Here is a 23,262-nt window from a genome sequence, read left to right as displayed (position 1 = left end):
TGGCGATGCATCCCAATGATGATGACCGCACCCAGTTCATGCCGCGCCCGGGTGGCCGAGAGCCTGCACCCGCGCGTGCCGAACCTGCGCCGCTGTCGATGCCGGCTGCGCCGATCCTCACCGGCAAGAGCCAGGGCCTCAACCCGCTGGAAAGTGCCGCCGGCCCGTTGCTGGCGTTGTTGACGCGGCTGCGCAACACCATCGCCCATCCCGCGCCGGCCAGCCTGCGTGCGCAGTTGCTGGCGTACCTGCGCCAGTTCGAAGAACGCGCCGAAGCCGCCGGTGTGGCACGCAATGAAGTGCTGTTGGCCCGTTATGCGCTGTGCACCGCCTTGGATGAAGCGGTGCTGAGCACGCCGTGGGGCAGCACCAGTGACTGGGGTAAGCAGAGCCTGCTGATCACCGTGCACAACGAAGCCTGGGGTGGCGAAAAGGTTTTCCAGTTGCTTGACCACTGCCTGCAAAGCCCACGGGAACGCCTGTACCTGTTGGAGCTGTTGTACCTGTGCATGTGCCTGGGTTTTGAAGGGCGTTACCGGGTGATGACCGACGGGCGCAGCCAGTTGGAAGCCTTGCGCGAGCGCACCGCCGGCACGATTCGCAGCGCCCGTGGCGAACACGAGCGCGAGCTGTCGCCGCACTGGCGCGGTGTGACCGTGGCCCGTGATCGCCTGGCGCAATTCATGCCGCCGTGGATCGCCGTGGCGATTGGCTTGGCGCTGCTGTTGGCGTTGCTGTTCGGCCTGCGCATGAAGCTGGCCTCGGACGCCGAGCCGGTGTTCAAGAATATTCATGCCCTGGGCGAGATCCCGGTGCAGGCCATCGACCGTCCGGTGGCGCAGCCCAAAGTGATTGAGCGCCCGCGCCTGGCCGGTTTCCTGGCCGACGACATCAAGGCCGGCCGCGTGGCGGTGGAAGACAAGGTTGACCGCTCTGTCGTGACCATTCGTGGCGATGAGCTGTTCGCCTCGGCCAGCTCCAGCATCGTCGATGACTACCAGCCGCTGATGCTGCGCATCGCTGACGCCATTCGCAAGGTCAAGGGCCAGGTGCGTGTCACCGGGCACAGCGACAACCGCCCGATTGCCACGTTGCGCTTCCCGTCCAACTGGGCGTTGTCCGAAGCCCGGGCCAAGTCGGTGCTGGAGATCCTCGCGGCCAAGACCGGCCAGGGTGATCGCTTCAGCGCCGAAGGCCGCAGCGACACCGAGCCGTTGGCGACCAACAGTACTGCCGAAGGCCGTGCCCGCAATCGTCGGGTTGAAATCACCGTATTGGCGGAGGGCGTCGAGTGAAGGCGTTTTTCAGTTTCATGATTCGCTGGGTGATCCCCGTGCTGGGCCTGATTGCCCTGAGCCTGATCATCTGGTTTGTTGGCCCGCTGCTGGACTTGCTGGTGCCCGAAGGGCGCCGTTGGGCGCTGATCGTGCTGGTGTTTGCGCTGTGGGTGGCCTACCGCGTGTTCCGCATTATCCAGGCCCGTCGCCAGGCCGCCGAAGTGATGCGCAGCCTGGCCGCAGAAACCCCGGTCGACCCCAACAGCGTTGCGACCGCCGAAGAGCTGTCCACGCTGCGCCAGCGCATGGACGAAGCCCTGGCACTGCTGAAAAAGGCCAAGCTGGGCGGCGATGAGCGCCGCAACCTCTACGAGTTGCCGTGGTACGTGATCATCGGCCCGCCGGGCTCGGGCAAGACTACCGCGCTGGTCAATTCCGGGCTGCATTTCCCGTTGGCCGCGCAATTGGGCGCCGGTGCGGTGCGGGGCGTCGGGGGCACTCGCAACTGCGACTGGTGGTTTACCGACCAGGCCGTATTGCTCGACACCGCTGGCCGCTATACCACCCAGGACAGCAACTCCACGGTGGACAAAGCCGCCTGGCTGGGCTTTCTCGACTTGCTGAAAAAGCAGCGTTCGCGCCGGCCGATCGACGGGGCGTTTATCGCCATCAGCCTCTCGGATCTGCTGCTGGGCACCGACGCCGAGCGCGCAGCCCATGCCGCCGCGATTCGCCTGCGCATCCAGGAGTTGTATACGCAGTTGGGCGTGCGTTTCCCCATCTACCTGATGCTCACCAAGCTCGACCTGGTGCCGGGCTTCATGGAGTTCTTCGACAACCTGAGCAAGGAAGAGCGCGCCCAGGTGTGGGGCATGACCTTTGCCCTGGACGACGGCAAAAACAGCGACAGCCCGCTGGCGCACCTGCAAAGCGAGTTCGCGGGCTTGGAGCAGCGTCTCAACGAACGCCTGGTCGAGCGCTTGCAGCAGGAACGCGACCCGGCACGACGCGACCTGATCTACGGCTTCCCGCAGCAGTTCGGCGCGCTGAAAGATTGCCTGCAAAGCTTCCTCGAAGGCGTGTTCAAACCCAACGCTTTTGAAGAGCGCGTGTTGCTGCGTGGCGTGTACTTCACCAGCGGCACCCAGGAAGGCAGCCCGATTGACCGCCTGATCGGTGCCATGGCCCAGAGCATGAACCTGGACCGCCAGCACCTGGCGCGCCAGAGCGGCACCGGGCGCAGTTACTTCATCGAAAAACTCTTCACCGCCGTGGCCTTTGCCGAGCGCGGCCTGGTGGGGGTGAACCCGAAAGTCGAACGGCGCCGCAAGTGGATCGCCCGTGGCGTACTGGCGGCAACCGTTGCGCTGGTGGTGGTGGTCAGCAGCCTGTGGTGGGTGAGCTATCGCGCCAACCAGGCGTATATCGCCCAGGTCGATCAGAAGGTCGCGCCCCTGGGCCAGACCGTACAGAACCTGAGCCCGGCACAACGGGAAGTGCTTGCCGTGCTGCCGTTGCTCAACGCGGTGAAGAACCTGGCGGGGGATTCGCCGAGCTGGTCCGAAGGGCTGGGGCTGTACCAGGGCGATATGCTCGAAGCCGAGTCCGCCAGCGTGTACCGCAAACTCTTGATCGCCGTGTTCGCGCCACGCCTGGTGACGCGTATCGAAGAGCAACTGCACGGCGGCGGCAACTCGGACTTTCTCTATGAGGGCCTCAAGGCTTACCTGATGCTCGCCGACACCGAGCATTACGACCCGGACTTCATCAAGGCCTGGATCGCCTTGGACTGGGACCGCAACCTGCCCCGTGACCTGCCGGCCGACCAGCGTCAGGCCCTGGCCGGGCACTTGCAAGCGCTGTTCGAACGCCACCCGCCGAGCGCGCGCCTGGACCCACGGCTGATCGACGATCTGCGTCGGCAGTTGCAGCGATTGCCGGTAGCCCAGCGCGTGTATGACCGCGTCAAGCGCCAGAAACTGCCCGAGGGTATCCCGGACTTTCGTCTCAATGAAGCCGCCGGTCGCGATGCCGCACTGGTGTTCAGCCGCAAGAGCGGTAAGCCGTTGGGCGAGCCGTTGAGTGGTTTCTTTACCGCCAAGGGCTATCGCCAGGCGTTTTTGCTCAGCAGCCTGAACCAGACCGGCACCCTGGCCGAAGAGCAATGGGTGCTGGGCCATGAACAGGCCGACCAGCAGAACGTGGTGAGCCTGGCCGCCGACGTGCGCCGTTTGTACTTCCAGGATTACCAGCGCCAGTGGGACGCGTTGCTCGCCGACATCGACTTTGTGCCGATCACCAGCGTGGCACAGGCCGCCGATGTGCTGCGGGTGATTTCCGGTCCCACCTCGCCGCTGAAAAAACTGTTGGTGGCGGTCGCCAGGGAAACCGACCTGCAAGCCGAAGAACGCCAACTGGCCGCCAAAGGCGTGCCGGTGGAAGGCGGCGTGGACAAGCTCAAGGAGCGCCTCGGCAGTTTGCTGGGCGAGGCACAACCGACGGCGAATGCCCCGGCACCGGCGGATGATCCGGTGACCGCGCACTTTGCCGAACTCAACAGCATCGTCAGCAAAAACGAAGGCGAACCGGCGGCCATCGACGGCCTGCTGTCGGACATGAATGCGCTGTATGTGCAGGTCAGCGCCATGGTCGGTGCCAGCGGCGATGCCTTGCTCGGCGAGGCCAAGAACCAGGCGGCGGCTGCGGCCACGCGGGTCAGCCTGAACGCCGAGCGCCAGCCGGCGCTGGTGCAGGGCATGGTCAAGTCGGTGGTCAATTCCACCACCAACAGCATGATGGGCGGGGTGCGTAACCAGCTGAACGCGGCGTGGGTCAGTGAAGTGGTCAACGTGTATCGCCAGTCGTTGGCCGGGCGTTACCCGATGTCGCCGGGCAGTGCGCGGGACGCCACCCTGGATGACTTCGGCCAGTTTTTCGGTGTGGGCGGGGTGATGGACAACTACTTCCGCAAATACCTGCAGCCCTATGTGGACACGTCGGCACAGACCTGGCGCTGGCAACCGGGGGCGGCGCAGAAGCTGGGGATCGCCCCTGGCGTGCTGCAAACCTTCCAGCGTGCGGCGACGATTCGAGACGCGTTCTTCCGCTCCGGTGGCACCCAACCCATCGTGCGTTTCGAACTCAAGCCGGTGTCGATGGACCCCACCATCACCCAGTTCCTGCTTGACCTGGACGGCCAGCAATTGAGCTACGACCACGGCCCGAGCCGGCCGGTAGCGATGCAATGGCCGAACCCCGGCAGCATTGGCGTGGTGCGTATTTCTATCATGCCGCCGTCGGCCAGTGGTCGCTCCGGTATCACCCTGGACGGCCCGTGGGCCTGGTTCCGTCTGCTGGAGCAATCAGACCTCACGGCAGGCAACTCGCCGGACCGTTTCAACCTGCGCCTGCGGGTCGATGGCGCGAGCATCGCCTACGAGTTGCGCGCCAACAGTGCGTTCAACCCGTTCAAGAGCCGCGTGCTCAGCGGCTTCAGCCTGCCGGAGCGGCTATGACGGCCCTGGGTTTCTACGGCAAGTTGGCCAGCCGCGGGGACTTTGTCAGCCGCGCCTTGCCCCAGAGTTTTATCGGCCCGTGGGACAGCTGGCTGGCAGCGGGTTTGCTCGCCAGCCAGAACAGCCTCGGCGCTGACTGGCTGAATGCGTACCTGGTCAGCCCGTTGTGGCGCTTTGTGCTGGCGCCGGGCGTGTGCGGGCCGGATGCGGCGGCGGGCGTGGTGATGCCGAGCATTGATCGGGTCGGGCGGTACTTTCCGCTGGCGGTGGTGACCTTGCTGGATCACGACACCAACCCGGCGTCGCTGGTGGGCGGTTCGGACGCCTGGTTCGAGCAGGCTGAAACCTTGTTGCTCAGCACCCTCGACAGCGGCGCGACCTTCGAAAGCTTCAACGCCGGGCTCGACGAGTTGGGCGTGCCGGCCAGCGAGCCGCGGGCGGTGGACAGCCGTTTCGCCGGCCTGCAAAAGGTGGCAGCCACCGTGCCGCACCAGCGTATGACCGCACTGGCCGAACAGGCGTGCGAGGGCGCAAGCCTGTGGTGGGGGCGAGGTTCGCAGCGTATCTCCCCCGGTTTATTACGGTGCCAGGGCCTGCCTGCCGCCAGCGATTTTGCGCAGTTTTTGCTCGGACAAGAAGGTGTGGTGTAGATGGGCGTGACGTACGAATCCGCGAGCAAAAGCCATGTGGGCATGGTTCGCCAAGTCAACGAAGATGCCTTTCTGGATCTGCCGGAAAACCGTCTGTGGGTGGTGGCCGATGGTATGGGCGGGCACGCGGCGGGGGACTATGTCAGCAGCTTGATCGTCGACAGCCTGCGCCATGTGCCGCTGGGCCGCTCCCTGGACGAATACTCGGCGGCGCTGCGCAATGACCTGCTGCGCATCAACGCGGCCGTACGCGAAGAAACCGCCAACCGTGGCGTGACCATGATGGGCAGCACCGTGGTGGTGTTTGCCGCGCGCGGCTTGCGCGGGGTATGCCTGTGGGCCGGTGACAGCCGCCTGTACCGCTTGCGCGACGGCGTGCTGGAAAGCATTTCCCGCGACCACAGCTACGTGCAAGACCTGCAAGACAGCGGCTTGCTCAGCGAAGCCGACGCCCGCACCCACCCGCGCTCCAATATCGTCACCCGCGCCATTGGCGTTGAGGCCCAGTTGGACGTCGCCTCGGTGGACCTGTTGATCGCTCCCGGCGACAGCTATTTGCTGTGCAGTGATGGCCTCAACAAAACCGTCGAAGACCACGAAATCCGCGACGTACTCAGCCATGACGCACCGGATGAAATCGTGCGCAGCCTGGTACACCTGGGGCTCAATCGCGGCGCACCGGACAACATCACCACCCTCGTCGTGAAGGTCTCGTCATGAACATCCTCATCCCGGGTTATGACATCGAAGGCGAGATTGGCGAAGGCGCCATGGCCAGCGTGTACCTGGCGACCCAGCGCTCGCTGGAGCGCAAGGTGGCGCTGAAGGTGATGGCGGCAGCGCTGGCGGCCGACCCGAGTTTCTGCGAACGCTTCCTGCGCGAGGGCAAGACTCTGGCGCGCTTGTCACACCCGCACACGGTGACCATCCATGACATCGGCAACGTCGGTGAGCTGTATTACATGGCCATGGAATACCTGCCCAACGGCACGCTCAAGGAGCGCATTGCTGCTGGGCTGACCCCGGAGCAGGGCGTGACGCTGATCCGTCAGATTGCCTCGGCCCTGGGCTATGCCCATGCCCAAGGGCTGGTGCACCGCGACGTCAAGCCGGCGAACATTCTGTTTCGCGCCGATGGCACGGCAGTGCTGTCGGACTTCGGGATTGCCAAGTCGCTGGATGATCGCACCCAATTCACCCAGGCCGGGTTTGCCGTGGGCACGCCGAGCTACATGAGCCCCGAGCAGGCACGGGGCCAGGAGATCGATGGCCGCGCCGACCTCTACGCGCTGGGCGTGGTGCTGTATGAAATCCTCGTCGGCAAGCTGCCTTACAACGGCACCGATGCGCTTTCCACCGCTCTGGCGCACTTGACTGAACCCTTGCCGGAATTGCCGGTGCATCACGGGCGCTACCAGGGTGTGCTGCGCAAATTGTTGGCCAAGGACCCGGCGCAGCGTTATCCGGATGCGGCAGCGCTGTTGTTGGCGCTGGATCAACTGCCGGCTGATGAATCGGATGCCACGCTGGTACGGCCGCTGCCGATTCCATTGAGCGTTGATCTGGCGGGCATCACGCCTGTCACCATCGATATCCCGACGGATAAACCGCAGCCGCAGCCAATAGTGCGTCAGCCGGTGGTCACACCGACGCAGCACAACGCCCCGTCCGAGCAGCGCCGAGGGCCAGTATTGGCCTTGGCCGCCGTGGCGGTCGCCGTCGCGTTGGCCATTGGTGGCGCCAGCTACTGGTGGTTGAGCGGCGGCGATGAACCGGCCAAGCCGCCAGCCGCCGTGGTGCCCAAGGTGACGCCGCCCGTGGCTGTCGCTGAAGTGGATGGCGGTCAGCGCCCGTTGCTGATGGCAGGCAAGAAAACCTTGTTCCAGCGCGTACTCAGCAAACCCGGCGCCCAGCTTTCAGCGGACGCTGGGAGCCCGCCGGGTAAAGCGCTGCCGGCGTTTTCCGTGCTCTACGTGTATCAGCGCAAGGAAATGGACGGCAGCCCCTGGGTGCGCGTCGGCGCCGCTACCGATGGTCGCAGCGACGGTTGGCTGCCAGCCTCCCAGGTCAGCGACTGGAAGCAAAGCCTGGTGCTCAAGTTCACCGAGCGCTCGGGGCGTGCGCCCGTGATGTTCCTGCGCCAGCCCGCAGAGGTGGAAAAACTGCTGGCCGACCCTGCCGCAGCGAAAAGCGCCTTGGCCAAGGCGCAGAACAACCGTGAAGACAACCAGCAAGTCCTGGCCCTGGAACCGGCCGCCAGCGCGGTGCCGCAGAACCAGTTCTACCTGTTGCCGATCTTCGATTCCAAAGAGAGCTTCGATGACAACGGCCAGCCGGTGCAGTTGCTCAACGTGGCCTCCATCGACCCAGGCAGCCGCGCCGCTGCCAGACCGGCCAGCCCGACGCTCAGCGCGAATGCCGACGCGTTCCGCACGGCGGTGGTGCTGGTGGTGGACACCACCGTGTCGATGCAGCCCTACATCGACCAGATCCGCGACGTGGTGCATGAGCTGCAAACCCGCATTGCCGAGCGTGGCGAGTTGGACAGCGTCAGCTTCGGCATGGTCGGCTTTCGCAGCAGCATCCAGAAAACCCCGGGCCTTGAGTATGTTGCCAAGACCCTGATCAGCCTCGACCAGGGCCGCGACCCGCAGCGTTTTCTGGACATGGCGCGCCAGGTCAAAGCGTCGACGGTGTCCAGCCACTCGTTCAACGAAGATGCGTTTGCCGGGGTGATGCAGGCGGTGGACGGCATGGATTGGTCCGGCTATGGCGGGCGCATCATCCTGCTGGTTTCCGATGCCGGTGCGCTGCGCAAGAACGACCCGTTCGCCGCCACCCAGATGAACGAAGCCGAAGTGCGCCAGGCGGCGCTGGGCAAGCAGATCAAGATCTACGCGCTGCACCTGCGCACCGACGCTGGCAAGAAAACCCATGCCGGCGCCGAGAGCCAATATCGCGTCCTCACCGCCGACGCCAACCCGCAGATCGGCGACCTGTATACGCCAGTGCCAGGGGGCGATGTGCGCAAGCTGGGTGAGCGCGTCGATGAGATCGGCACGGTATTCGCCAACCTGGTGCATCAGGTGCGCAGCAATACGCCGCAGCCAGTGCCGTTGCTCAGTGCCGCGCCGAGTCTGGCGGATAAGTCCGCCGCCGTCGGCTATGCCATGCACATGGACTTTCTCGGGCACAAAACCGCGAGCCAGGCACCGCAATTGGTCAGCGCCTGGACGGCGGACCGTGACCTGACCAACCCGGCGCTGCCAGCGTTCCAGGTGTGCGTGATGCTGACCAAGCTGCAACTCAACGACCTGCAACAATCGCTGAAGTTGATCGTGGATGCGGCGCGCAAGACCCAAAGCTCGCCCAAGGATTTCTTCCAGGAAATCGCCAGCGCCTCGGCCTATATGAGCCGCGACCCACAGGCCCTGCGCAAGGGCGGCAACCTGGCTGACGGCGGCCTGCTCGGTGAATACCTGGAGGGCCTGCCGTACCGCAGCAAGTCGCTGAACATGACCCAGGACCTGTGGTTGTCATTGAGCGTGGCCGAGCAGGAAGATTTTATCGACGAGCTGGATTCGAAAATCCGCCTGTATGAAACCTTCCATAACGACGTGGCCAACTGGGTCCGTTTCGGCGATGCCGAACCGGGCGATGCGTTGTACCGCGTGCCACTGTCGACGCTGCCGTAATGCTGAACCTGAGCGCGGTGCACAAGAGCCGGGGCGTCGGTAGCCAGCGCTATAGCCTGGTGATCCCGGCGTTGCACCTGCAAGCGGGTGAACAGCTGGCGATTGTCGGCCCCAGTGGTTGCGGCAAGAGCACCTTGCTCGACGTGCTGGCGCTGGTGTTGGCGCCGGATCAGGTGGGGCAGTTTGCATTCAACCAACACGACATCGGCGCGCTGTGGCGAGCTGATCGGCAATCGGCGCTGGCCGCGTTGCGCAGCCAGCATCTGGGCTATGTGCCGCAGACCGGGGGGTTGCTGGGGTTTCTGGATGTGCGCGGCAATATCGCGCTGTCGCGCCAACTGCTGGGCTTGCAGGACGACGGCCGCGTGGCGCGCCTGGCTGAGCAGTTGCAGATCAGCGATCAGTTGGCCAAGCGCCCGGCGGCGTTGTCGGTGGGCCAACGCCAGCGGGTCAGCTGTGCGCGGGCTCTGGCCCATGGGCCGCAACTGGTGCTGGCTGATGAGCCGACGGCGTCCCTGGACCCGCTCAACGCCGAGCGCGTGATGCAGGCGCTGCTGGCCCAGGCCCGCGAACACCGTACGGCCTGTGTGATCGCCACCCATGACGAACCGCTGGCCCGCGCCAGTGGCTTGCAGGTGCGCCGCATCAGTTGCCAGCGCGACCCAGACGGCGGCGTCACCGCAACCCTCGGGGAGGCGTGCTGATGCGCATCGGCCTGGTTGCTTCGCTTGCGTGGCAGGACTACCGCAACGATGGGTGGCTGTCGGCCTGTTCGGTGTTGGCATTGGTGGCGGTTATCGCGCCATTGCTGGTGTTATTCGGGCTGAAATTTGGACTGGTTAGCAGTTTGACCGAACGCTTGGAGACCGACCCCGCCAGCCGTGAAATCATCCCGTTGGGCGGTGGTCGATTCAGCGCGGCGTTTATCGCGCAGCTGGGTGAGCGCAGCGATGTCGCGTTTGCTGTGCCGCGCACACGGCAGATTGCGGCCACGGCGCAGGTGGGCACCTTGACCCTGGAAATGCTGCCGACTGCCGCAGGCGACCCGTTGTTGGCAGGCTTGCCGATGCCCCACGGCCTGGACCAGATCGTGCTCAGCCATACCGCCGCCGAGAAGCTCGCGGCAAGGCCCGGTGACTGGCTGGAAACCAGCTTTGCGCGGCAAGTGGCGGGGCGCGTCGAGGCCCAGCGCACGCGGTTGCAGGTGCTGGCGGTGTTGCCGCTGGAGGCTTTCGCTCGCGAGGGTCTGTTTGCCGATCTGGCGTTGCTGGAGGCAGCGGAAGATTATCGCGACGGCCGTGCGGTGCCGGCGTTGGGTTGGGCCGGTGAAGCGGCGAGCGTGAGCGAACAGCGTATCTACCCGGCGTTTCGCCTGTATGCGCGCAGCCTCAGTGATGTGGAACCGTTGCGGGTGTATTTCGCCGGGCAGAACCTGTTGGTTTCAACCCAGGCGCACACCATTGCTCAAGTGCAATCGTTGAGCCGCAACCTGTCGATCGTGTTCTGGATCATCGCCGGGCTGGCGTTGGCCGGGGCGTTTGCGGCTATTTTCGCGGGCACCCTGGCGGCGGTGGCGCGTAAGCATCGGGAACTCTCGGTGTTGCGCCTGCTGGGGTTTTCCACCGCCGCGTTGTTGCTGTTTGTACTGCTGCAAGCGCTATACAGCGCGGGTTTTGCCGCTGTGCTCAGCGTTGGGCTGTATGGCCTGGCTGAGGCCGCGTTGAACAAGCTTTTTGTGCAGGTGCCAGGCGAGTACGCCAGCCATCTGTTGGCGCGCCATTACGGCCTGGCCCTGGTGGCGGTGCTCGGCGTCAGTGCCGTGGCGGCCGCCTGTGGCGGTTGGCGGGTGGCACGTATCCAGGCTTCTGAAGGAATCAGAGATGTATAAATTATTGGGCGCCTGCGTGGCGCTGAGCCTGGCCTCGCTGGCCTGGGCCGATGAGGCAAGTGACAAGCTCGACAACCCCAAGCCGTTGCCGGACGACGTGAGCCTGCCGCTGCCCTGCGAAGGCAACATGGTGTTCCGTTACGCCTACATACTGGCCCAGGGCACGCTGGATGACCGTGAAATCAACCTGGGCTACCCCTTTGCCGAAGGCGAGGCGGGTTATCAGCAGTCGTTTATTTCCGGCTACCGCCGCGACTTCATCAACGGCCAGTTCACCCTCAAGGACTTGCCCAAGGACTGGAGCAAGGTCATCGCGCCGCAGATGCCGAAGACCGACGCCAAAACCCCGCTCAAGCCCATGCTGTACTTCATTGGCAAATACGAAGTGACTGCTCGCCAATACGCCCAGGTGATGGCCCAGGCGCAGTCCCTGGCCAGCGGCGAACCGGCACCGGCGTGTGACGCGCCCACGGGCATGGCCGGGCGTTTGCCCAAGGTGAAACTGTCGCGCTTTGAAGCCGAGCGTTTCTCGGCGGTGTACAGCGCCTGGCTGATGAAATACCACCGCGAACTGCTGCCGGTGAGCGGGCGCGGTGCGTCGGCCGAAGACGGCGGCCTGGGTTTTGTGCGCCTGCCCACCGAAGTGGAGTGGGAGTACGCCGCACGCGGCGGCCAGGCGGTGAGCCGCCAGGACCTGGAAGGCCGCCTGTATCCACGGCGCGCCGAGGGCAGTGAAAGCGATGGCCCGCTGGCCGATTACGCGGTGTTCAACCAAGTGGCCGGCGGCACCGGCCAGGCGGCGCGGTTGATGCCCATCGGCACCAGATTGCCTAACCCCATCGGCATGTTCGACGTGATCGGCAACGCCGCGGAAATGGTCCAGGAATCCTTCCAACTGGTACACGCCGGTCGCCGTCAGGGCACCTACGGCGGCTTTGTGGTCAAGGGCGGCAATTACCTGGAGGGCGAGGGCACGCTGTTCACCGGCATGCGCCGCGAATACCCGCTGTTTGCCGCTGATGGCACCGAGCAAAGCAACGAGACCACCGGTTTTCGCGTGGCGATTGGCGCGTTGTCGGCGCCGCGCTCGCGCTACAAGGAGTTGTTCGCCCAGTGGCAGAAGGAAGGCCGCCTGGCCGCGCTGACCGATGCCATCGACGACGCTCAGGACCCGACCAAACGCCTGGACAGCATCATTGCCGCCAGTGTCGATCCCAAGCTGCAAGCCGAGCTGGGCCTGGTCAACGAAGAGCTCAAGCGCAACGTGTCGCTGATCGCCCAGCAACGCGAAGAAGCCGCGGGCAATTTGATCCAGTCGGCGGCGTTGGTGGCCGAGACCATCAGCAACTACAACATCCGCCTGGCCAACCTGCAGAAAAGTCGCCAGCAGGCGGTGGACAGCAAGGACGAGGCCAGCACGCAGCTGTTCGACATGGCCATCACCAATGGGCGCAGTGCGCTGGACGGCGCGGTGGCGATTTACATCGACAACCTGGCCACCGGCACGCGCTACACCGATGCGGTGATCCAGGCGCAGTTTCAACGGATCAAGCAAGAGTTGGATCGCAAGCCAGTGCTCGGCAAGAGCCTGGTGACGCGCGCGACACTGTTCGTTCGCCATGTCGGCAACTACCGCAAGCAACAGCGGGCCGACCCGGCAACGATCTTGAAGGAATTGCTCGCAGCGAGCGGTCAGCGGTCTTGATCGTTGGCTGTCTAGCGAGCTTGGAAGGGACTCAGGCGGCGGTGGGCCGTGCTGGGCAAGTCAAACTTAACAGAGATCACATCTATGCTTTTTTCCCGTAAGGCGGTTTCCAAGCGTCACCTGCTGCTGATCGCAGCTGGTTTCAGCACCGTGTTGACTGGTTGCGCTACGTCGCCTGCGTCCAAGGTGGCGTCGAGCACCAAGGTCGAGTACTACCCCAACTGCTACGAGCCGGTGCAGCACCTGCGCGCCACCGACTCGGACATGACCAAGTCGGTCGTCACCGGTGCAGCCCTCGGCGCGGCCGGCGGTGCCCTGCTGGGCGCGCTGACTGGCGACAAGGACAGCCGTGGCCGCAATGCCGCGATCGGTGCTGCAGGCGGCGCCCTGGCTGGCGGCGCAGCGGGTTATTACACCGAGCGCCAGAAACAGATCACCGATGACAACCAGCGCATCGCGTCCTACTCCACCGACTTCAATAAAAGCGCCTCGGACATCGACCGCAGCACCGCCTACGCCAAGGCCTCGCAGCAGTGCTACCAGAGCGCATTCACCAAGCTGGTGGCTGATCGCAAGGCCAAGACGGTCAACGACACCGAAGGCCGCAAGCGCCTGGCGGAAATCGTCGCGGGCCTGAAGGAGTCCAATGACCTGATCGTGACGGTCAACGGCAAGGCCAGCGAAGACCTGAACAACTACACCCAGGCGTACGAGAAAGACCTGCAGCAAGTGGGTGTGCAACGTAACGATGTGGTCACGGTTGCTACTGCCGACGCCACCCCTGCCGTTGTCCCGGCCAAGAAAGGCAAGTCGACTGGCAAAGTCGTGACCAAGCGTCCGCCGCTGCCGGTTGTGCCAAAAGAAGCGGTAACCACCGAACGTAGCATCCAGACCGTGCAGGCCAAGCAAGCTGAAAGCAAGCAGGTCGCCAGTGCGGGCAAGACCCAAATCGAAGCCACCTGCCGCAATCCAAACCTGGCCGACTGGGCGCCAGTGCCGTGCCCTAACGTTTAAGTACTTGTTGCTATAAGCGTTAAACGCCAACCGATCTGCGCCTAAAGCGCGAGATCGGTGGCGTTCTTTTTGCAAATCGTTACACTGCTGCGGCCACTCCAATAAATACACCGAGGCCGTGTGCATGAAATTTCGTCTTCTCCTGTGGGTGCTGGGCCTGATGATGGGCAAAGCCAGCCGCACCAACCCCGCCTTCCAGCAGCAACTGGGTGACAAAGACCTGGCCTTCCAGCTGCAGACCCTCGACGGCAAGGTTGCCCGTCACTTCATCGTCAAAGACCAGCGCATCACCAGCCGCTCAGGTGTCCACCCGGCGCCGGCCTTCGCGATTGCCTTCAAGGATGCCGCCTACGGCTTCGCCACGATGCAGGCGAAGAACAAGCAACTGGCGTTCATGACGGGGATTCAGGACAAGTCGATCCAGATCAAGGGCAACCCGGCACTGGTGATCTGGTTCCAGGGTCTGACCAAGTATCTGAAGCCGAAGCCGTAGGAGCGAGCTTGCTCGCGAAAAACGTCAACGATGACGCGGGTTGCCTGACGCCCCGCGGTGTCCTCAGGTTTTTCGCGAGCAAGCTCGCTCCTACATTGAGGGGGGGGTCAGGTAGACCGAGTTGGATTCATCGCAGGCAAGCCAGCTCCCACAATGTCCGCATTCCAAGGGTGGAACGCGGACATTGTGGGAGCTGGCTTGCCTGCGAAAACGGTGTAACAGGCGACAGATTTACCCCTGGCTGAACTGAGAAGCCAGCTCGCGCAAAAGCACTTCGGCATCCAGCACTTTGCCGACCACGTCTTCAGCCTTTTCACGGCTGAGCCCCAAGCGTTCCAGCAACGCATCCGGAATCGTCTCATCCGGCCCGGAGCCAATCCCCCGGCTGCGCAACAGGCGCACCGCCAGGCACACCAGGTTCGGGTACTCGGCGTATTGCCCGTCGTACGTCGGGTCGTGCTGGAAGCGCAGGGCTGTGCACAGTTCGTCCGGCATGTCCCAGTAGCGCATCAGCCAGGCGCCGATCTGTTCGCGGCTGATGCCCAGCAAGTGTTGCTCGACGTAGCTGTGGCACAGATGCGGGTTGACCTCCAGATGCCGGCAGATCAGCGAGAAGTGCGGCGGAAACACGTGGGCCAGCAGCAGGTAGCCGAAGTTGTGCAGCAAACCTGCCAGGTAAGTCAGGCCGGCTTCCGGGCGCTGGGCGCGGGGCATGGCGCGGGTCAGGCCCTCGATCACGGCGGCGGTGTAGATCGACTGGTGCCAGTACGGCGTGGACAGGTGCGGGCGGTCCTTGGGCAGGCTCAGGGTTTTGCCCAGGGCCAGGCCCAGCGCCAGGTTGATCACAAGATCAAAGCCCAGCACGCGCACGATGGCGTCTTCGACTGAGCGGATCTTGCCCGGCGAGGCGTAGTAGGGCGACGCGGCCCAGCTTACGACCTGGGCGGCAAGGGCCGGGTCGGTTTCCACCACGCCAGTAATGTCGTCGATGGTGGCGTTGGGATCGACGCGCAGCTTGATGATCTTCTGCGCGGTGTCGGCCAGCGGCGGAATTTCGATGGTCGCTTCCAGGCGTTGCTGGATACGGCGAGCGGTGAACGCTTGCATCGCCTGGGTGATTTCCTCGCGGTCATCATTGGGGCGGTCGAGGTTCGGGCGAATGTTGCTCAAGGGCTCACCGAACTGCGCGGCGCTGGCCTTGGTGAGCAGGCTCTTGAAGGCGTCGGTGGGGATTTCCAGCAACAGCCCGGCTTCGCCCGAATGCACCAGCAGGCTTGGCTCATTGAGCAAGCGGCCTTCGTACAGGCACGGCGAACTGGTCAGTGGCGGCAAGCCCGGCAGCAGGCTCAGGTCATGCTTGCCCAGCATGCGCTCGACACGCTCGGGGGCTACGGCCGTGAGGCGGCGACCGGTGAGTTCGGCGAGGCGGTTGAGGTCCAGCAATTGGCTTTGGGGAAACAGCACCATGAGCGCGCCAACCGCATCTTCAAGCAACACCGCCTGGACCTTTCGGGCAGGGTTCAGGCCAGGTTGTTCGATGACTTCCGTGTAGGGGATGGCGAGCTTTGCGAGCAGCGCCCGAATGACCGGCGGGGCGGTCAGTGGGGCTGTGGCGTGGGCAACTTCTGACATGGCCTGATCCAATTTCTTACATTCATTGGAGTATAACCAGCTTGATACGGGTGTTGGTCGGATAAGTGTTCTTTGTGACGAGGTTGGCTGTGTGTCAATTCCACTGTAGGAGCGAGCTTGCTCGCGAAGACCTTCCTGACAGCGCGATCACCCTGAATGTCCGCGTTATTGTTGGCGTTCTTCGCGAGCAAGCTCGCTCCTACAGGGAAGAGGTCAAACCTGGCCGTATTGTTGGCCATGGCGCAGCCAGCGGTTGAGCAACGGGCTGACGTGGTCGGGCCAGCGCTCAAGCAGGGCCTGGGCGGCGTCGCGGACCGCGGGCAGCAGGTCGGCATCGCGCATCAGGTCGGCGACCTTGAATTGCAGCAGTCCGGTCTGGCGGGTGCCGAGCATTTCACCGGGGCCGCGCAGTTCGAGGTCCTTTTCGGCGATGACAAAACCGTCGTTGGTTTCGCGCATGATGCCCAGTCGCTGGCGCCCGATCTGCGACAGTGGCGGGTGATAGAGCAGCACGCAGTGGCTGGCGGCGCTGCCCCGGCCAACCCGCCCGCGCAACTGGTGTAGTTGCGCCAGGCCCAGGCGCTCGGGGTTTTCGATGATCATCAGGCTGGCGTTGGGGACGTCCACGCCCACTTCAATCACGGTGGTAGCCACCAGCAATTGCAGGTTCCCAGCCTTGAACTCGGCCATCACTGCGGCTTTTTCCGCAGGTTTCATACGGCCATGGATCAACCCCACCTTGAGCTCACCCAAGGCACTGGTGAGGTCTTCATAAGTGGTTTCGGCGGCCTGGCAGGTCAGTTCTTCAGATTCTTCGATCAAGGTACACACCCAGTACGCCTGGCGGCCTTCGGCGCAGGCACCGCGTACGCGCTCGATCACTTCGACGCGCCGGGTGTCGGTGACCAGCACGGTGTTGACCGGCGTACGCCCCGGCGGCAGTTCGTCGAGGATCGAGGTGTCGAGGTCGGCGTAGGCGCTCATGGCCAGGGTGCGTGGGATCGGCGTGGCGGTCATGATCAACTGGTGCGGGTTCATGCGCCCGCCCACGCCTTTCTGGCGCAGGGCCAGGCGCTGTTGTACGCCAAATCGGTGCTGTTCGTCGATGATCACCAGTGCGAGGTTCTTGAACTGCACTTCGTCCTGGAACAGCGCGTGGGTGCCCACCACCATCGGTGCGCCGGCGGCGATCTGCTCCAGGGCGGCCACGCGGTTCTTGCCTTTGAGCTTGCCAGCCAGCCACGCCACCTCCAGGCCCAGGGGCTCGAGCCAGCGCTTGAAGGTGATGAAGTGTTGTTCGGCGAGGATTTCCGTCGGTGCCATCAACGCCACCTGATAGCCAGCTTCCAGGGCTTGCAGGGCGGCGAGGGCAGCGACCACGGTCTTGCCGGCGCCTACGTCACCCTGGATCAACCGCAGCATCGGTTCTTGCTGGCTGAGGTCGTAGGCGATTTCATTGCCCACGCGCTGTTGCGCGCCGGTCGGTGCAAAGCCGAGGTTGGCCAGGTATTGCGCGGGCAGGCGCGTGGCCTTGGGCATCGCCGGGGCGCGCAGGGAACGCATGCTTTCGCGCAGGCGTTGCTGGGACAGCTGGTGCGTGAGCAGTTCTTCAAAGGCCAGGCGATGTTGGGCCCAATGATGACCGAGGGCGAGTTCGTCCACATCGGCATCGGCGGGCGGGTGATGCAAATACCGAATCGCATCGGCCAGGGGCGCCAGCTGATAATCGCGGGCCAGCTCCAGGGGCAGCCAATCGGGCAGGCTTTGCGGGCCGAGCAGGGTCAGGGTCTGCATGCACAACTGACGCAGGCGTTGCTGGGTCAGGCCCTCGGTCAGCGGGTAGATCGGTGTGAGCGTGGTGTCCACCGGTGGCGGCTCATCGCCGGTAATGGCGCGGTATTCCGGGTGGTAGATCTCCAGGCCCGACGCGCCAGGACGTGCCTCGCCGTAGCAGCGCACGCGGGTGCCACGCTTGAGGCCTTCCTTCTGCGCGTTGCTGAAGTGGTAGAAGCGCAGGCTCAGGCCCCCGGTGCCGTCCTGCAGGCGCACCACCAGGCTACGGCGCTTGCCCATTACCACGTCGGCGCCGCTGACGGTGCCTTCGATCACCGCGTCCTGCCCAGGGCGCAAATGGCCGATGGGCACTACGCGGGTGCGGTCCTGATAGCGCAGGGGCAGGTGGAACAGGACGTCCTGAAGGTTCTCCAGGCCGACCTTGGCCAGTTTCTCGGCCATGGCGTCACCGACACCCTTGAGTGCCGTCACCGGCACCTGCGACAGCTCAGTCATACCGTGGCTTAGCTCGCAACGGGTGGCTTGGCCACCGAACACAGGCGGATCGAGTCAGCGAGGATCTCGATCGCTTTGGGGCGCGGGAAGCTGGCGCGCCAGGCAATCGCCACGGTGCGGAACGGCACTGGCGGCGTGAGTGGGCGCACTTCGATCACGCCCTGGGCGTAGTGATGGCTGTCCACTGCCGACAGCGGCAGGATCGAGATACCCAGGCCGGAAGCGACCATATGGCGAATGGTTTCCAGGGAGCTGGATTCCACCGTGGTGTGCTTGGCGCCGTCGTTGCCCTTGGTCAGGGTCGGGCAGGCTTCCAGTACCTGGTCGCGGAAGCAGTGGCCTTCACCGAGCAGCAGCAGGCTCTTGTCGTTGAGCAAGCCGGCGTCGATGGTGTCCTTCTTGGTCCACGGGTGGGATGCCGGCATCAGCACGTAGAACGGCTCGTCGTAGAGCGGCAGGGTCAGCACGTCTGCTTCGTTGAAGGGCAGGGCGATGATGATCGCGTCCAGCTCGCCGTTGCGCAGTTTATCGCGCAGCACGTGGGTGAAGTTTTCTTCGATATACAGCGGCATCTGCGGCGCGACGCGGTGCAGTTGCGGAATCAGATGCGGGAACAGGTAGGGGCCGACCGTGTAGATCGCGCCGACCTTGAGCGGCGCGGTCAGCTGGTTCTTGCCGGCCTGGGCCAGTTCGCGAATGCTTTGCGCTTGTTCCAGGACCTTCTGGGCCTGGGCAACGATGCCTTCGCCCACCGGAGTGAGGCGCACGGCGCTCTTGCTGCGCTCGAAAATCAGCACACCGAGTTCGTCTTCAAGCTTTTTCACACCCACCGACAGCGTCGGCTGGCTGACGTGGCAACGCTCGGCTGCATGGCCGAAGTGCTGTTCTTGGGCGAGGGTCACGATGTAGCGTAATTCTGTAAGAGTCATAGCGGGCGTCCATGAGGTTGCGGGCCAAGCATACCGGCTGCAATCGATAGACGCACGTTATCAGAACTTTGCTGGGGATTGAGTGGGGAATATCGGAATTCTACTGCGGTAATAAAGCGTATGTGGGAGGGAGCAAGTCCCTCCCACAGTGCTCTGTCAGCGGCGACGTTTGTCGATGTTGTAAACGAACGGCGCGACCAGTTCGACGCTGCCGTTTTTCAACAGATCGGCGGGTGGCTTGGGTAGCGGCTGAGCCTTGCGGATCATCTCAAGGGTTGCACGGTCCAGGTCGGCGTTGCCGGAGCGGCCTTCCAGTTCGTAGGACAGCACATTGCCTTCGCCATCGACCACGAAGCGCAAGCGGTTCATACCTTCCTTGCCACTGCGTTGGGCGCCAGGCGGGTACTTCTTGTACTTCTGCAGATGCGCCAGCAGCGTGCTTTGCCAGGATGCCTGGGCGGCCAGCTGCTGCGCCGACGGGCCTGGTGTAGGCTGGGCGGACTTCTGCGCAGGTGCGTTGCTCGGCGGCGTTTCGCTCGGTGGCTCCTCGGAAGGTTTCTCCTTGGGCGGCTCGGGCTTCTTCTCCACCGGCTTTGGCGGTTGTGGCTTAGGCTTGGGCTTGACCGGCTTGGGCACCTGGATCGTTGGCTTGGGCGCCTCGGCCAGCTTCGGCAGGGGCAGCTCTTCGACCGGTGGCGGCGGCGGCGCAACGACCTTGGGCGGTGCTGGAGGCGGCGGCGGTGCTGGCAGCGGCGCCAGGTCGATGACCATGGCGGCGGGTGGCAGCTGGATCGCCTGCGGCGCGGACCATTGGAGCGCGATGATGATCGCGACGGCATGCACGCCCAGCACGACGGCGAGGCTGGTGCCATAACGCGTCAGTTTGTGGCGCGTCGTGATCATTTCTTGGCTGCCGTCTCAAGTCCGACCAGGCCTACCTTGAGGTAGCCGGCCGCCCGCAGGGCATCCATCACGCTCATCAGGTCGCCATAGTCCACGCCTTTGTCGGCCTGGAAGAAGATCGTCGTGTCTTTCTTGCCTTGGGTCTTGGCATCCAGCACCGGCCCCAGGGTTTCAGCCTTGACTTCTTCTTCGCCCAGGAACAGGCGTTGGTCCGCCTTGACGCTTAGGAAAATCGGTTTCTCTGGCCGCGGCGCCGGCTTGGCGCTGGACGCGGGCAGGTCCACCTTGATGTCCACGGTTGCCAGCGGTGCCGCCACCATGAAGATGATCAGCAGCACCAGCATCACGTCGATAAACGGCGTGACGTTGATTTCGTGGTTCTCGACGAGTTCGTCGTCGCCTTGATTCAAATGCAGGCCCATGGCCGATTACCCCACTTTCACCATGTGCGGTTGCGAGCTGCGCTCGGTAGGCAGGTGATCGAGGTCACGGCTGACGAGCAACAGGACTTCTGCCGACGCATCCGATACCTGAGCCTTGTAGCCGGCGATCGAACGGGCGAAGACGTTGTAGATGACCACCGCAGGAATTGCGGCAACCAGGCCCAGGGCGGTAGCCAGCAGAGCTTCGGCGATGCCGGGGGCAACGACGGCGAGGTTGGTGGTCTGGGTTTTGGCGATACCGATGAAGCTGTTCATGATGCCCCACACGGTACCGAACAGGCCGACGAAGGGTGCGGTGGAACCGATGGTAGCGAGTACGCCGGTGCCGCTGCTCATGTTACGGCCGCAGGCGGCCACCAGGCGCTCCAGGCGGAAGCTGACGCGCTCCTTGATGCCTTCTTTTTCGCGGGTGTTGGCCGACAGGCGCATTTCTTCCAGCGCGTCGTGCACCAGCAGGTTGGCCAGGGTGCCCTTCTTGGTCGCGGTTTCGCTCGCTTCCTTGAGAGTGGTGGCTTTTTTCAGGTGGACGATTTCAGCGCGCAGGCGACGCTTGGCGCCCAACAGCTCGAAGCCTTTGGCAATCCAGATGGTCCAGGTGATGATCGAGGCAATGGCCAGGCCGATCATCACGGCTTTCACCACCACGTCAGCATTCTGGTACATGCCCCATGGCGACAAGTCGTGGGCCATGCCCAGGGTGTTGTCTTCTTCCAGCACCACGCCGGTTTCGTCGCCAGGTGCGGCAGCGCCGGCGGCCTGGGCCGGGTCGGTGGCCACTGGCGCGACGGCAGGCGCCGCCGGGGCAGTGGTGTTTTGCTCGGCAGCTGCCGGAGCGGCGGGGGCAGTGGCGTCAGCGAATGCGGCGGTCGGTGCCAGCAGTACGCTGAACAGCATCGCAGCAATCGCACGCCAGGCACGGGTGGGGCTGTGAAGCTTGGTTGGCGAAGCGGGGTTTGTATGACGTGTCATGCTGGCCGGACCTGAGAGAAAAAATGGGTGATCGTCCTTCCAGACCCGAGGGGTCGAGGACAAATGGGCGGTTATTATTGCAAGTAATTCTTGTTAACAGAAGTAATACAGTAACTTTATTTGTGCTTTTTCTGGCCGTTGGTCATCTCTGGCGGCTAATCTGCGCCTTTAAGAATGGAGTTTTGTGATGTCTGTGCCTTCTGTTGTGATTGCCGGTTGCGGTGATGTGGGTAGTCGGCTGGCTAGCCAATTGCTGGCCTCGGAATGGGAGGTTCACGGCCTGCGCCGCGATATTTCACGCCTGCCCGACGGGGTGATTGGCATCGCCGGCGACCTGTTCAAAAAGGACTGCCCTGACACCTGGCCCATCGGCGGGGTGGATTACCTGGTGTACTGCGCCGCCGCCACTGACCACGACGAAGCCGGCTATCGCGCCGCCTACGTGCAAGGGTTGCTGCATGTGCTGGAGTGGCTGGAAGACTACGGCCAGACGCCCAGGCATTTGCTGTTTGTCTCCAGCAGCAGTGTTTATGGGCAGCAGAACGGCGAGTGGGTCGACGAAACGTCAGAGACCCAAGCGAAGGGTTATTCCGGGCAGGTGATGCTGGAGGCTGAGCAAGTGGCCCTCAACAGTGGTATCCCCGCCACCATCGTGCGGTTGACCGGGATCTACGGGCCGGGCCGTGAATGGCTGTTGACCCAGGTGCGTCAAGGCTATCGCGTGGCGATTGATCCGCCTTTATATGGCAACCGGATTCACGCGGATGATGCAGCAGGCTTGTTAGCCTTTTTGCTGCGGCATGTGGAGCAGGGCGGCTCGCTGGAGAAGGTCTACATTGGCGTGGATGATGCACCCGCGCCGCTGGCTGAAGTGGTGGCTTGGCTGCGCGCGTATCTGGGCGTAACGCAATGGTCGGAAGACGCCAGTGTGCGCCGTGCCGGCAGCAAGCAATGCAGCAATGCCCGCGCAAAGGCGCTGGGTTGGGTGCCGACCTACCCAAGCTATCGCGAAGGCTACACAGCCATCCTCAACGGTTAACGACCCCGTGTAGGGCTTGCAGGCGATGAGACCAGGTGGATGGAGGCAATTTCCACGCGGCCCTCGCCAGCAGCCTATTGTTTTTCCAGCAGCCATTGGCGTGGGCCTGGAGCGAGTTGGGGAATTTCGTCCGCCTGGGATTGATTGATCGCTTTCAGAATTTCCATTCGGTTGCCATAACGCACGAATATCCACTCGTCACCGACATCACCCCGACCCAAGTAGAGGGTATCATGGCCTGCACCTTGAGTGGCGCAATCGCCGCCCAGGCAAAGTTTGTACTGATCGTGCTGTGCCAGTCCCGAGAGGCTGCCATCAGCCTTGAACGCTACGGTATTGCCGCGGCCTTGACCTTCAATGATCGTCCACTGTCCGCCCATATAGGCTGAATTCAATGCCTGTCTGAACGTTGTGCCCCGTTTTGCACTCGCAGGGGCTGGATGGGCGGGGCGTCTGAACACTTGGGCTGCGACATTTTTGCTGGTCTGCTGGATCAACTGATTGCCGTCCAATTGCAGCTCGTCGGTGTCATGGCCGTTGTAGTCGACGGCCCACTTGCCCGGTGCCTCTGGCACCAATCGGCCTTCACCCTGTTCGAACGCATTGCTGAATTGCGCCTTGGCGCCTTGAGTGTCGATATTCCATTCCAGGTTCAAGCCATGTGCATCAATGGCTCGCAGCAAGGGCCGACCTTGGGCTGCTGAATCGATGGCTGCCTGGTTGATCCACCGTCCGCTGATGTCTTCGGGTTGCGGCGCATGTTTACAGCCGCCCAACAGGAGCAGGCTGAGGATAAGTAACTTGTGCATGGGGCAATCCGT

Annotated in this window: 18 protein-coding genes; 11 read left to right on the top strand and 7 right to left on the bottom strand. The window is 63.6% G+C overall.

What is annotated here, in order from left to right; all coding sequences use genetic code 11:
• The first annotated feature begins 5 nt into the window (after window positions 1–5).
• From BUE92_RS21755 to BUE92_RS21710, 10 genes are all read left to right on the top strand, one after another.
• The gene (locus tag BUE92_RS21755; RefSeq protein WP_073526202.1) at window positions 6–1,295 is read left to right on the top strand and encodes a DotU family type VI secretion system protein; all 1,290 of its coding nucleotides are present in this window, start codon (window positions 6–8) and stop codon (window positions 1,293–1,295) included.
• Window positions 1,292–4,792, top strand: coding sequence for a type VI secretion system membrane subunit TssM (tssM, locus tag BUE92_RS21750; protein WP_073526201.1), 3,501 nt, complete (start codon window positions 1,292–1,294; stop codon window positions 4,790–4,792). The genes BUE92_RS21755 and tssM overlap by 4 nt, the downstream gene beginning before the upstream one ends.
• Window positions 4,789–5,442, top strand: coding sequence for a type VI secretion system-associated protein TagF (gene tagF / locus BUE92_RS21745; protein WP_073526199.1), 654 nt, complete (start codon window positions 4,789–4,791; stop codon window positions 5,440–5,442). The genes tssM and tagF overlap by 4 nt, the downstream gene beginning before the upstream one ends.
• On the top strand, window positions 5,443–6,162 hold the full coding sequence (locus BUE92_RS21740) for a PP2C family protein-serine/threonine phosphatase (protein WP_034129104.1): 720 nt from the start codon (window positions 5,443–5,445) through the stop codon (window positions 6,160–6,162).
• Window positions 6,159–9,137 carry a serine/threonine-protein kinase gene (locus tag BUE92_RS21735; protein WP_073526197.1) on the top strand — a complete coding sequence of 993 codons (2,979 nt, stop codon included), beginning with the start codon at window positions 6,159–6,161 and terminating at the stop codon, window positions 9,135–9,137. The genes BUE92_RS21740 and BUE92_RS21735 overlap by 4 nt, the downstream gene beginning before the upstream one ends.
• Window positions 9,137–9,841 (top strand): ABC transporter ATP-binding protein, encoded by a 705-nt coding sequence (locus tag BUE92_RS21730; protein WP_073526195.1) that lies wholly within the window; start codon window positions 9,137–9,139, stop codon window positions 9,839–9,841. The genes BUE92_RS21735 and BUE92_RS21730 overlap by 1 nt, the downstream gene beginning before the upstream one ends.
• Window positions 9,841–11,025, top strand: a complete 1,185-nt coding sequence (locus BUE92_RS21725; RefSeq protein WP_073526193.1) for an FtsX-like permease family protein — start codon at window positions 9,841–9,843, stop codon at window positions 11,023–11,025. The genes BUE92_RS21730 and BUE92_RS21725 overlap by 1 nt, the downstream gene beginning before the upstream one ends.
• The gene (locus tag BUE92_RS21720) at window positions 11,018–12,730 is read left to right on the top strand and encodes a formylglycine-generating enzyme family protein (protein WP_073526191.1); all 1,713 of its coding nucleotides are present in this window, start codon (window positions 11,018–11,020) and stop codon (window positions 12,728–12,730) included. Before BUE92_RS21725 ends, BUE92_RS21720 begins: the two co-directional genes overlap by 8 nt.
• A gap of 84 nt (window positions 12,731–12,814) precedes the next feature.
• Window positions 12,815–13,744, top strand: a complete 930-nt coding sequence (gene tagQ, locus BUE92_RS21715) for a type VI secretion system-associated lipoprotein TagQ (protein WP_073526190.1) — start codon at window positions 12,815–12,817, stop codon at window positions 13,742–13,744.
• A gap of 124 nt (window positions 13,745–13,868) precedes the next feature.
• Window positions 13,869–14,237, top strand: coding sequence for a helicase (locus BUE92_RS21710; protein WP_073526189.1), 369 nt, complete (start codon window positions 13,869–13,871; stop codon window positions 14,235–14,237).
• Between the two features lie 231 nt (window positions 14,238–14,468).
• Here the strand turns inward: BUE92_RS21710 and BUE92_RS21700 are convergent, their stop codons facing one another.
• The 6 genes from BUE92_RS21700 to exbB form a co-directional block, all read right to left on the bottom strand.
• A complete protein-coding gene (locus BUE92_RS21700; protein ID WP_073526187.1) occupies window positions 14,469–15,869 on the bottom strand; it encodes an aminoacyl-tRNA deacylase and HDOD domain-containing protein in 1,401 nt (466 codons plus the stop codon).
• Window positions 15,870–16,082: 213 nt separating this feature from the next.
• Entirely contained in the window at window positions 16,083–18,158 is a 2,076-nt protein-coding gene (gene recG / locus BUE92_RS21695; protein ID WP_073526472.1) for an ATP-dependent DNA helicase RecG, read from the bottom strand.
• 8 nt (window positions 18,159–18,166) lie between these two features.
• The gene (locus tag BUE92_RS21690; protein WP_003195523.1) at window positions 18,167–19,087 is read right to left on the bottom strand and encodes a hydrogen peroxide-inducible genes activator; all 921 of its coding nucleotides are present in this window, start codon (window positions 19,085–19,087) and stop codon (window positions 18,167–18,169) included.
• A 156-nt stretch (window positions 19,088–19,243) separates the two neighbouring features.
• Window positions 19,244–19,990: an energy transducer TonB family protein gene (locus BUE92_RS21685; RefSeq protein ID WP_003195521.1), complete on the bottom strand. Its 747-nt coding sequence runs from the start codon at window positions 19,988–19,990 to the stop codon at window positions 19,244–19,246.
• Window positions 19,987–20,412 carry a TonB system transport protein ExbD gene (exbD, locus tag BUE92_RS21680; protein ID WP_003195519.1) on the bottom strand — a complete coding sequence of 142 codons (426 nt, stop codon included), beginning with the start codon at window positions 20,410–20,412 and terminating at the stop codon, window positions 19,987–19,989. The genes BUE92_RS21685 and exbD overlap by 4 nt, the downstream gene beginning before the upstream one ends.
• Window positions 20,413–20,418: 6 nt before the next feature.
• Window positions 20,419–21,402: a tonB-system energizer ExbB gene (gene exbB / locus BUE92_RS21675; RefSeq protein ID WP_073526186.1), complete on the bottom strand. Its 984-nt coding sequence runs from the start codon at window positions 21,400–21,402 to the stop codon at window positions 20,419–20,421.
• A 187-nt stretch (window positions 21,403–21,589) separates the two neighbouring features.
• Between exbB and BUE92_RS21670 the strand changes: the two genes are divergently transcribed.
• Window positions 21,590–22,441 carry an SDR family oxidoreductase gene (locus tag BUE92_RS21670; RefSeq protein ID WP_073526185.1) on the top strand — a complete coding sequence of 284 codons (852 nt, stop codon included), beginning with the start codon at window positions 21,590–21,592 and terminating at the stop codon, window positions 22,439–22,441.
• Between the two features lie 74 nt (window positions 22,442–22,515).
• Here BUE92_RS21670 and BUE92_RS21665 read toward each other — a convergent pair whose 3' ends face one another.
• Window positions 22,516–23,250 carry a hypothetical protein gene (locus BUE92_RS21665; protein ID WP_073526184.1) on the bottom strand — a complete coding sequence of 245 codons (735 nt, stop codon included), beginning with the start codon at window positions 23,248–23,250 and terminating at the stop codon, window positions 22,516–22,518.
• Window positions 23,251–23,262 lie beyond the last annotated feature (12 nt).

The sequence above is a fragment of the Pseudomonas fluorescens genome, assembly GCF_001902145.1.
In the GTDB taxonomy this organism is placed as follows: Bacteria; Pseudomonadota; Gammaproteobacteria; order Pseudomonadales; family Pseudomonadaceae; genus Aquipseudomonas; species Aquipseudomonas fluorescens_BV.
Note: the sequence above shows the minus strand (reverse complement) of the source record. Positions and strands in the feature narration are given on the sequence as shown.

Coding starts and splice junctions, on each gene's coding strand:
- BUE92_RS21710 (WP_073526189.1), top strand. CDS start 13,869: ATGAAATTTCGTCTTCTCCTGTGGGTGCTGGGCCTGATGATGGGCAAA.
- tagQ (WP_073526190.1), top strand. CDS start 12,815: ATGCTTTTTTCCCGTAAGGCGGTTTCCAAGCGTCACCTGCTGCTGATC.
- BUE92_RS21670 (WP_073526185.1), top strand. CDS start 21,590: ATGTCTGTGCCTTCTGTTGTGATTGCCGGTTGCGGTGATGTGGGTAGT.
- recG (WP_073526472.1), bottom strand. CDS start 18,158: ATGACTGAGCTGTCGCAGGTGCCGGTGACGGCACTCAAGGGTGTCGGT.
- exbB (WP_073526186.1), bottom strand. CDS start 21,402: ATGACACGTCATACAAACCCCGCTTCGCCAACCAAGCTTCACAGCCCC.
- BUE92_RS21755 (WP_073526202.1), top strand. CDS start 6: ATGCATCCCAATGATGATGACCGCACCCAGTTCATGCCGCGCCCGGGT.
- exbD (WP_003195519.1), bottom strand. CDS start 20,412: ATGGGCCTGCATTTGAATCAAGGCGACGACGAACTCGTCGAGAACCAC.
- BUE92_RS21725 (WP_073526193.1), top strand. CDS start 9,841: ATGCGCATCGGCCTGGTTGCTTCGCTTGCGTGGCAGGACTACCGCAAC.
- BUE92_RS21735 (WP_073526197.1), top strand. CDS start 6,159: ATGAACATCCTCATCCCGGGTTATGACATCGAAGGCGAGATTGGCGAA.
- BUE92_RS21685 (WP_003195521.1), bottom strand. CDS start 19,990: ATGATCACGACGCGCCACAAACTGACGCGTTATGGCACCAGCCTCGCC.
- tagF (WP_073526199.1), top strand. CDS start 4,789: ATGACGGCCCTGGGTTTCTACGGCAAGTTGGCCAGCCGCGGGGACTTT.
- BUE92_RS21730 (WP_073526195.1), top strand. CDS start 9,137: ATGCTGAACCTGAGCGCGGTGCACAAGAGCCGGGGCGTCGGTAGCCAG.
- BUE92_RS21720 (WP_073526191.1), top strand. CDS start 11,018: ATGTATAAATTATTGGGCGCCTGCGTGGCGCTGAGCCTGGCCTCGCTG.
- BUE92_RS21700 (WP_073526187.1), bottom strand. CDS start 15,869: ATGTCAGAAGTTGCCCACGCCACAGCCCCACTGACCGCCCCGCCGGTC.
- BUE92_RS21690 (WP_003195523.1), bottom strand. CDS start 19,087: ATGACTCTTACAGAATTACGCTACATCGTGACCCTCGCCCAAGAACAG.
- BUE92_RS21665 (WP_073526184.1), bottom strand. CDS start 23,250: ATGCACAAGTTACTTATCCTCAGCCTGCTCCTGTTGGGCGGCTGTAAA.
- BUE92_RS21740 (WP_034129104.1), top strand. CDS start 5,443: ATGGGCGTGACGTACGAATCCGCGAGCAAAAGCCATGTGGGCATGGTT.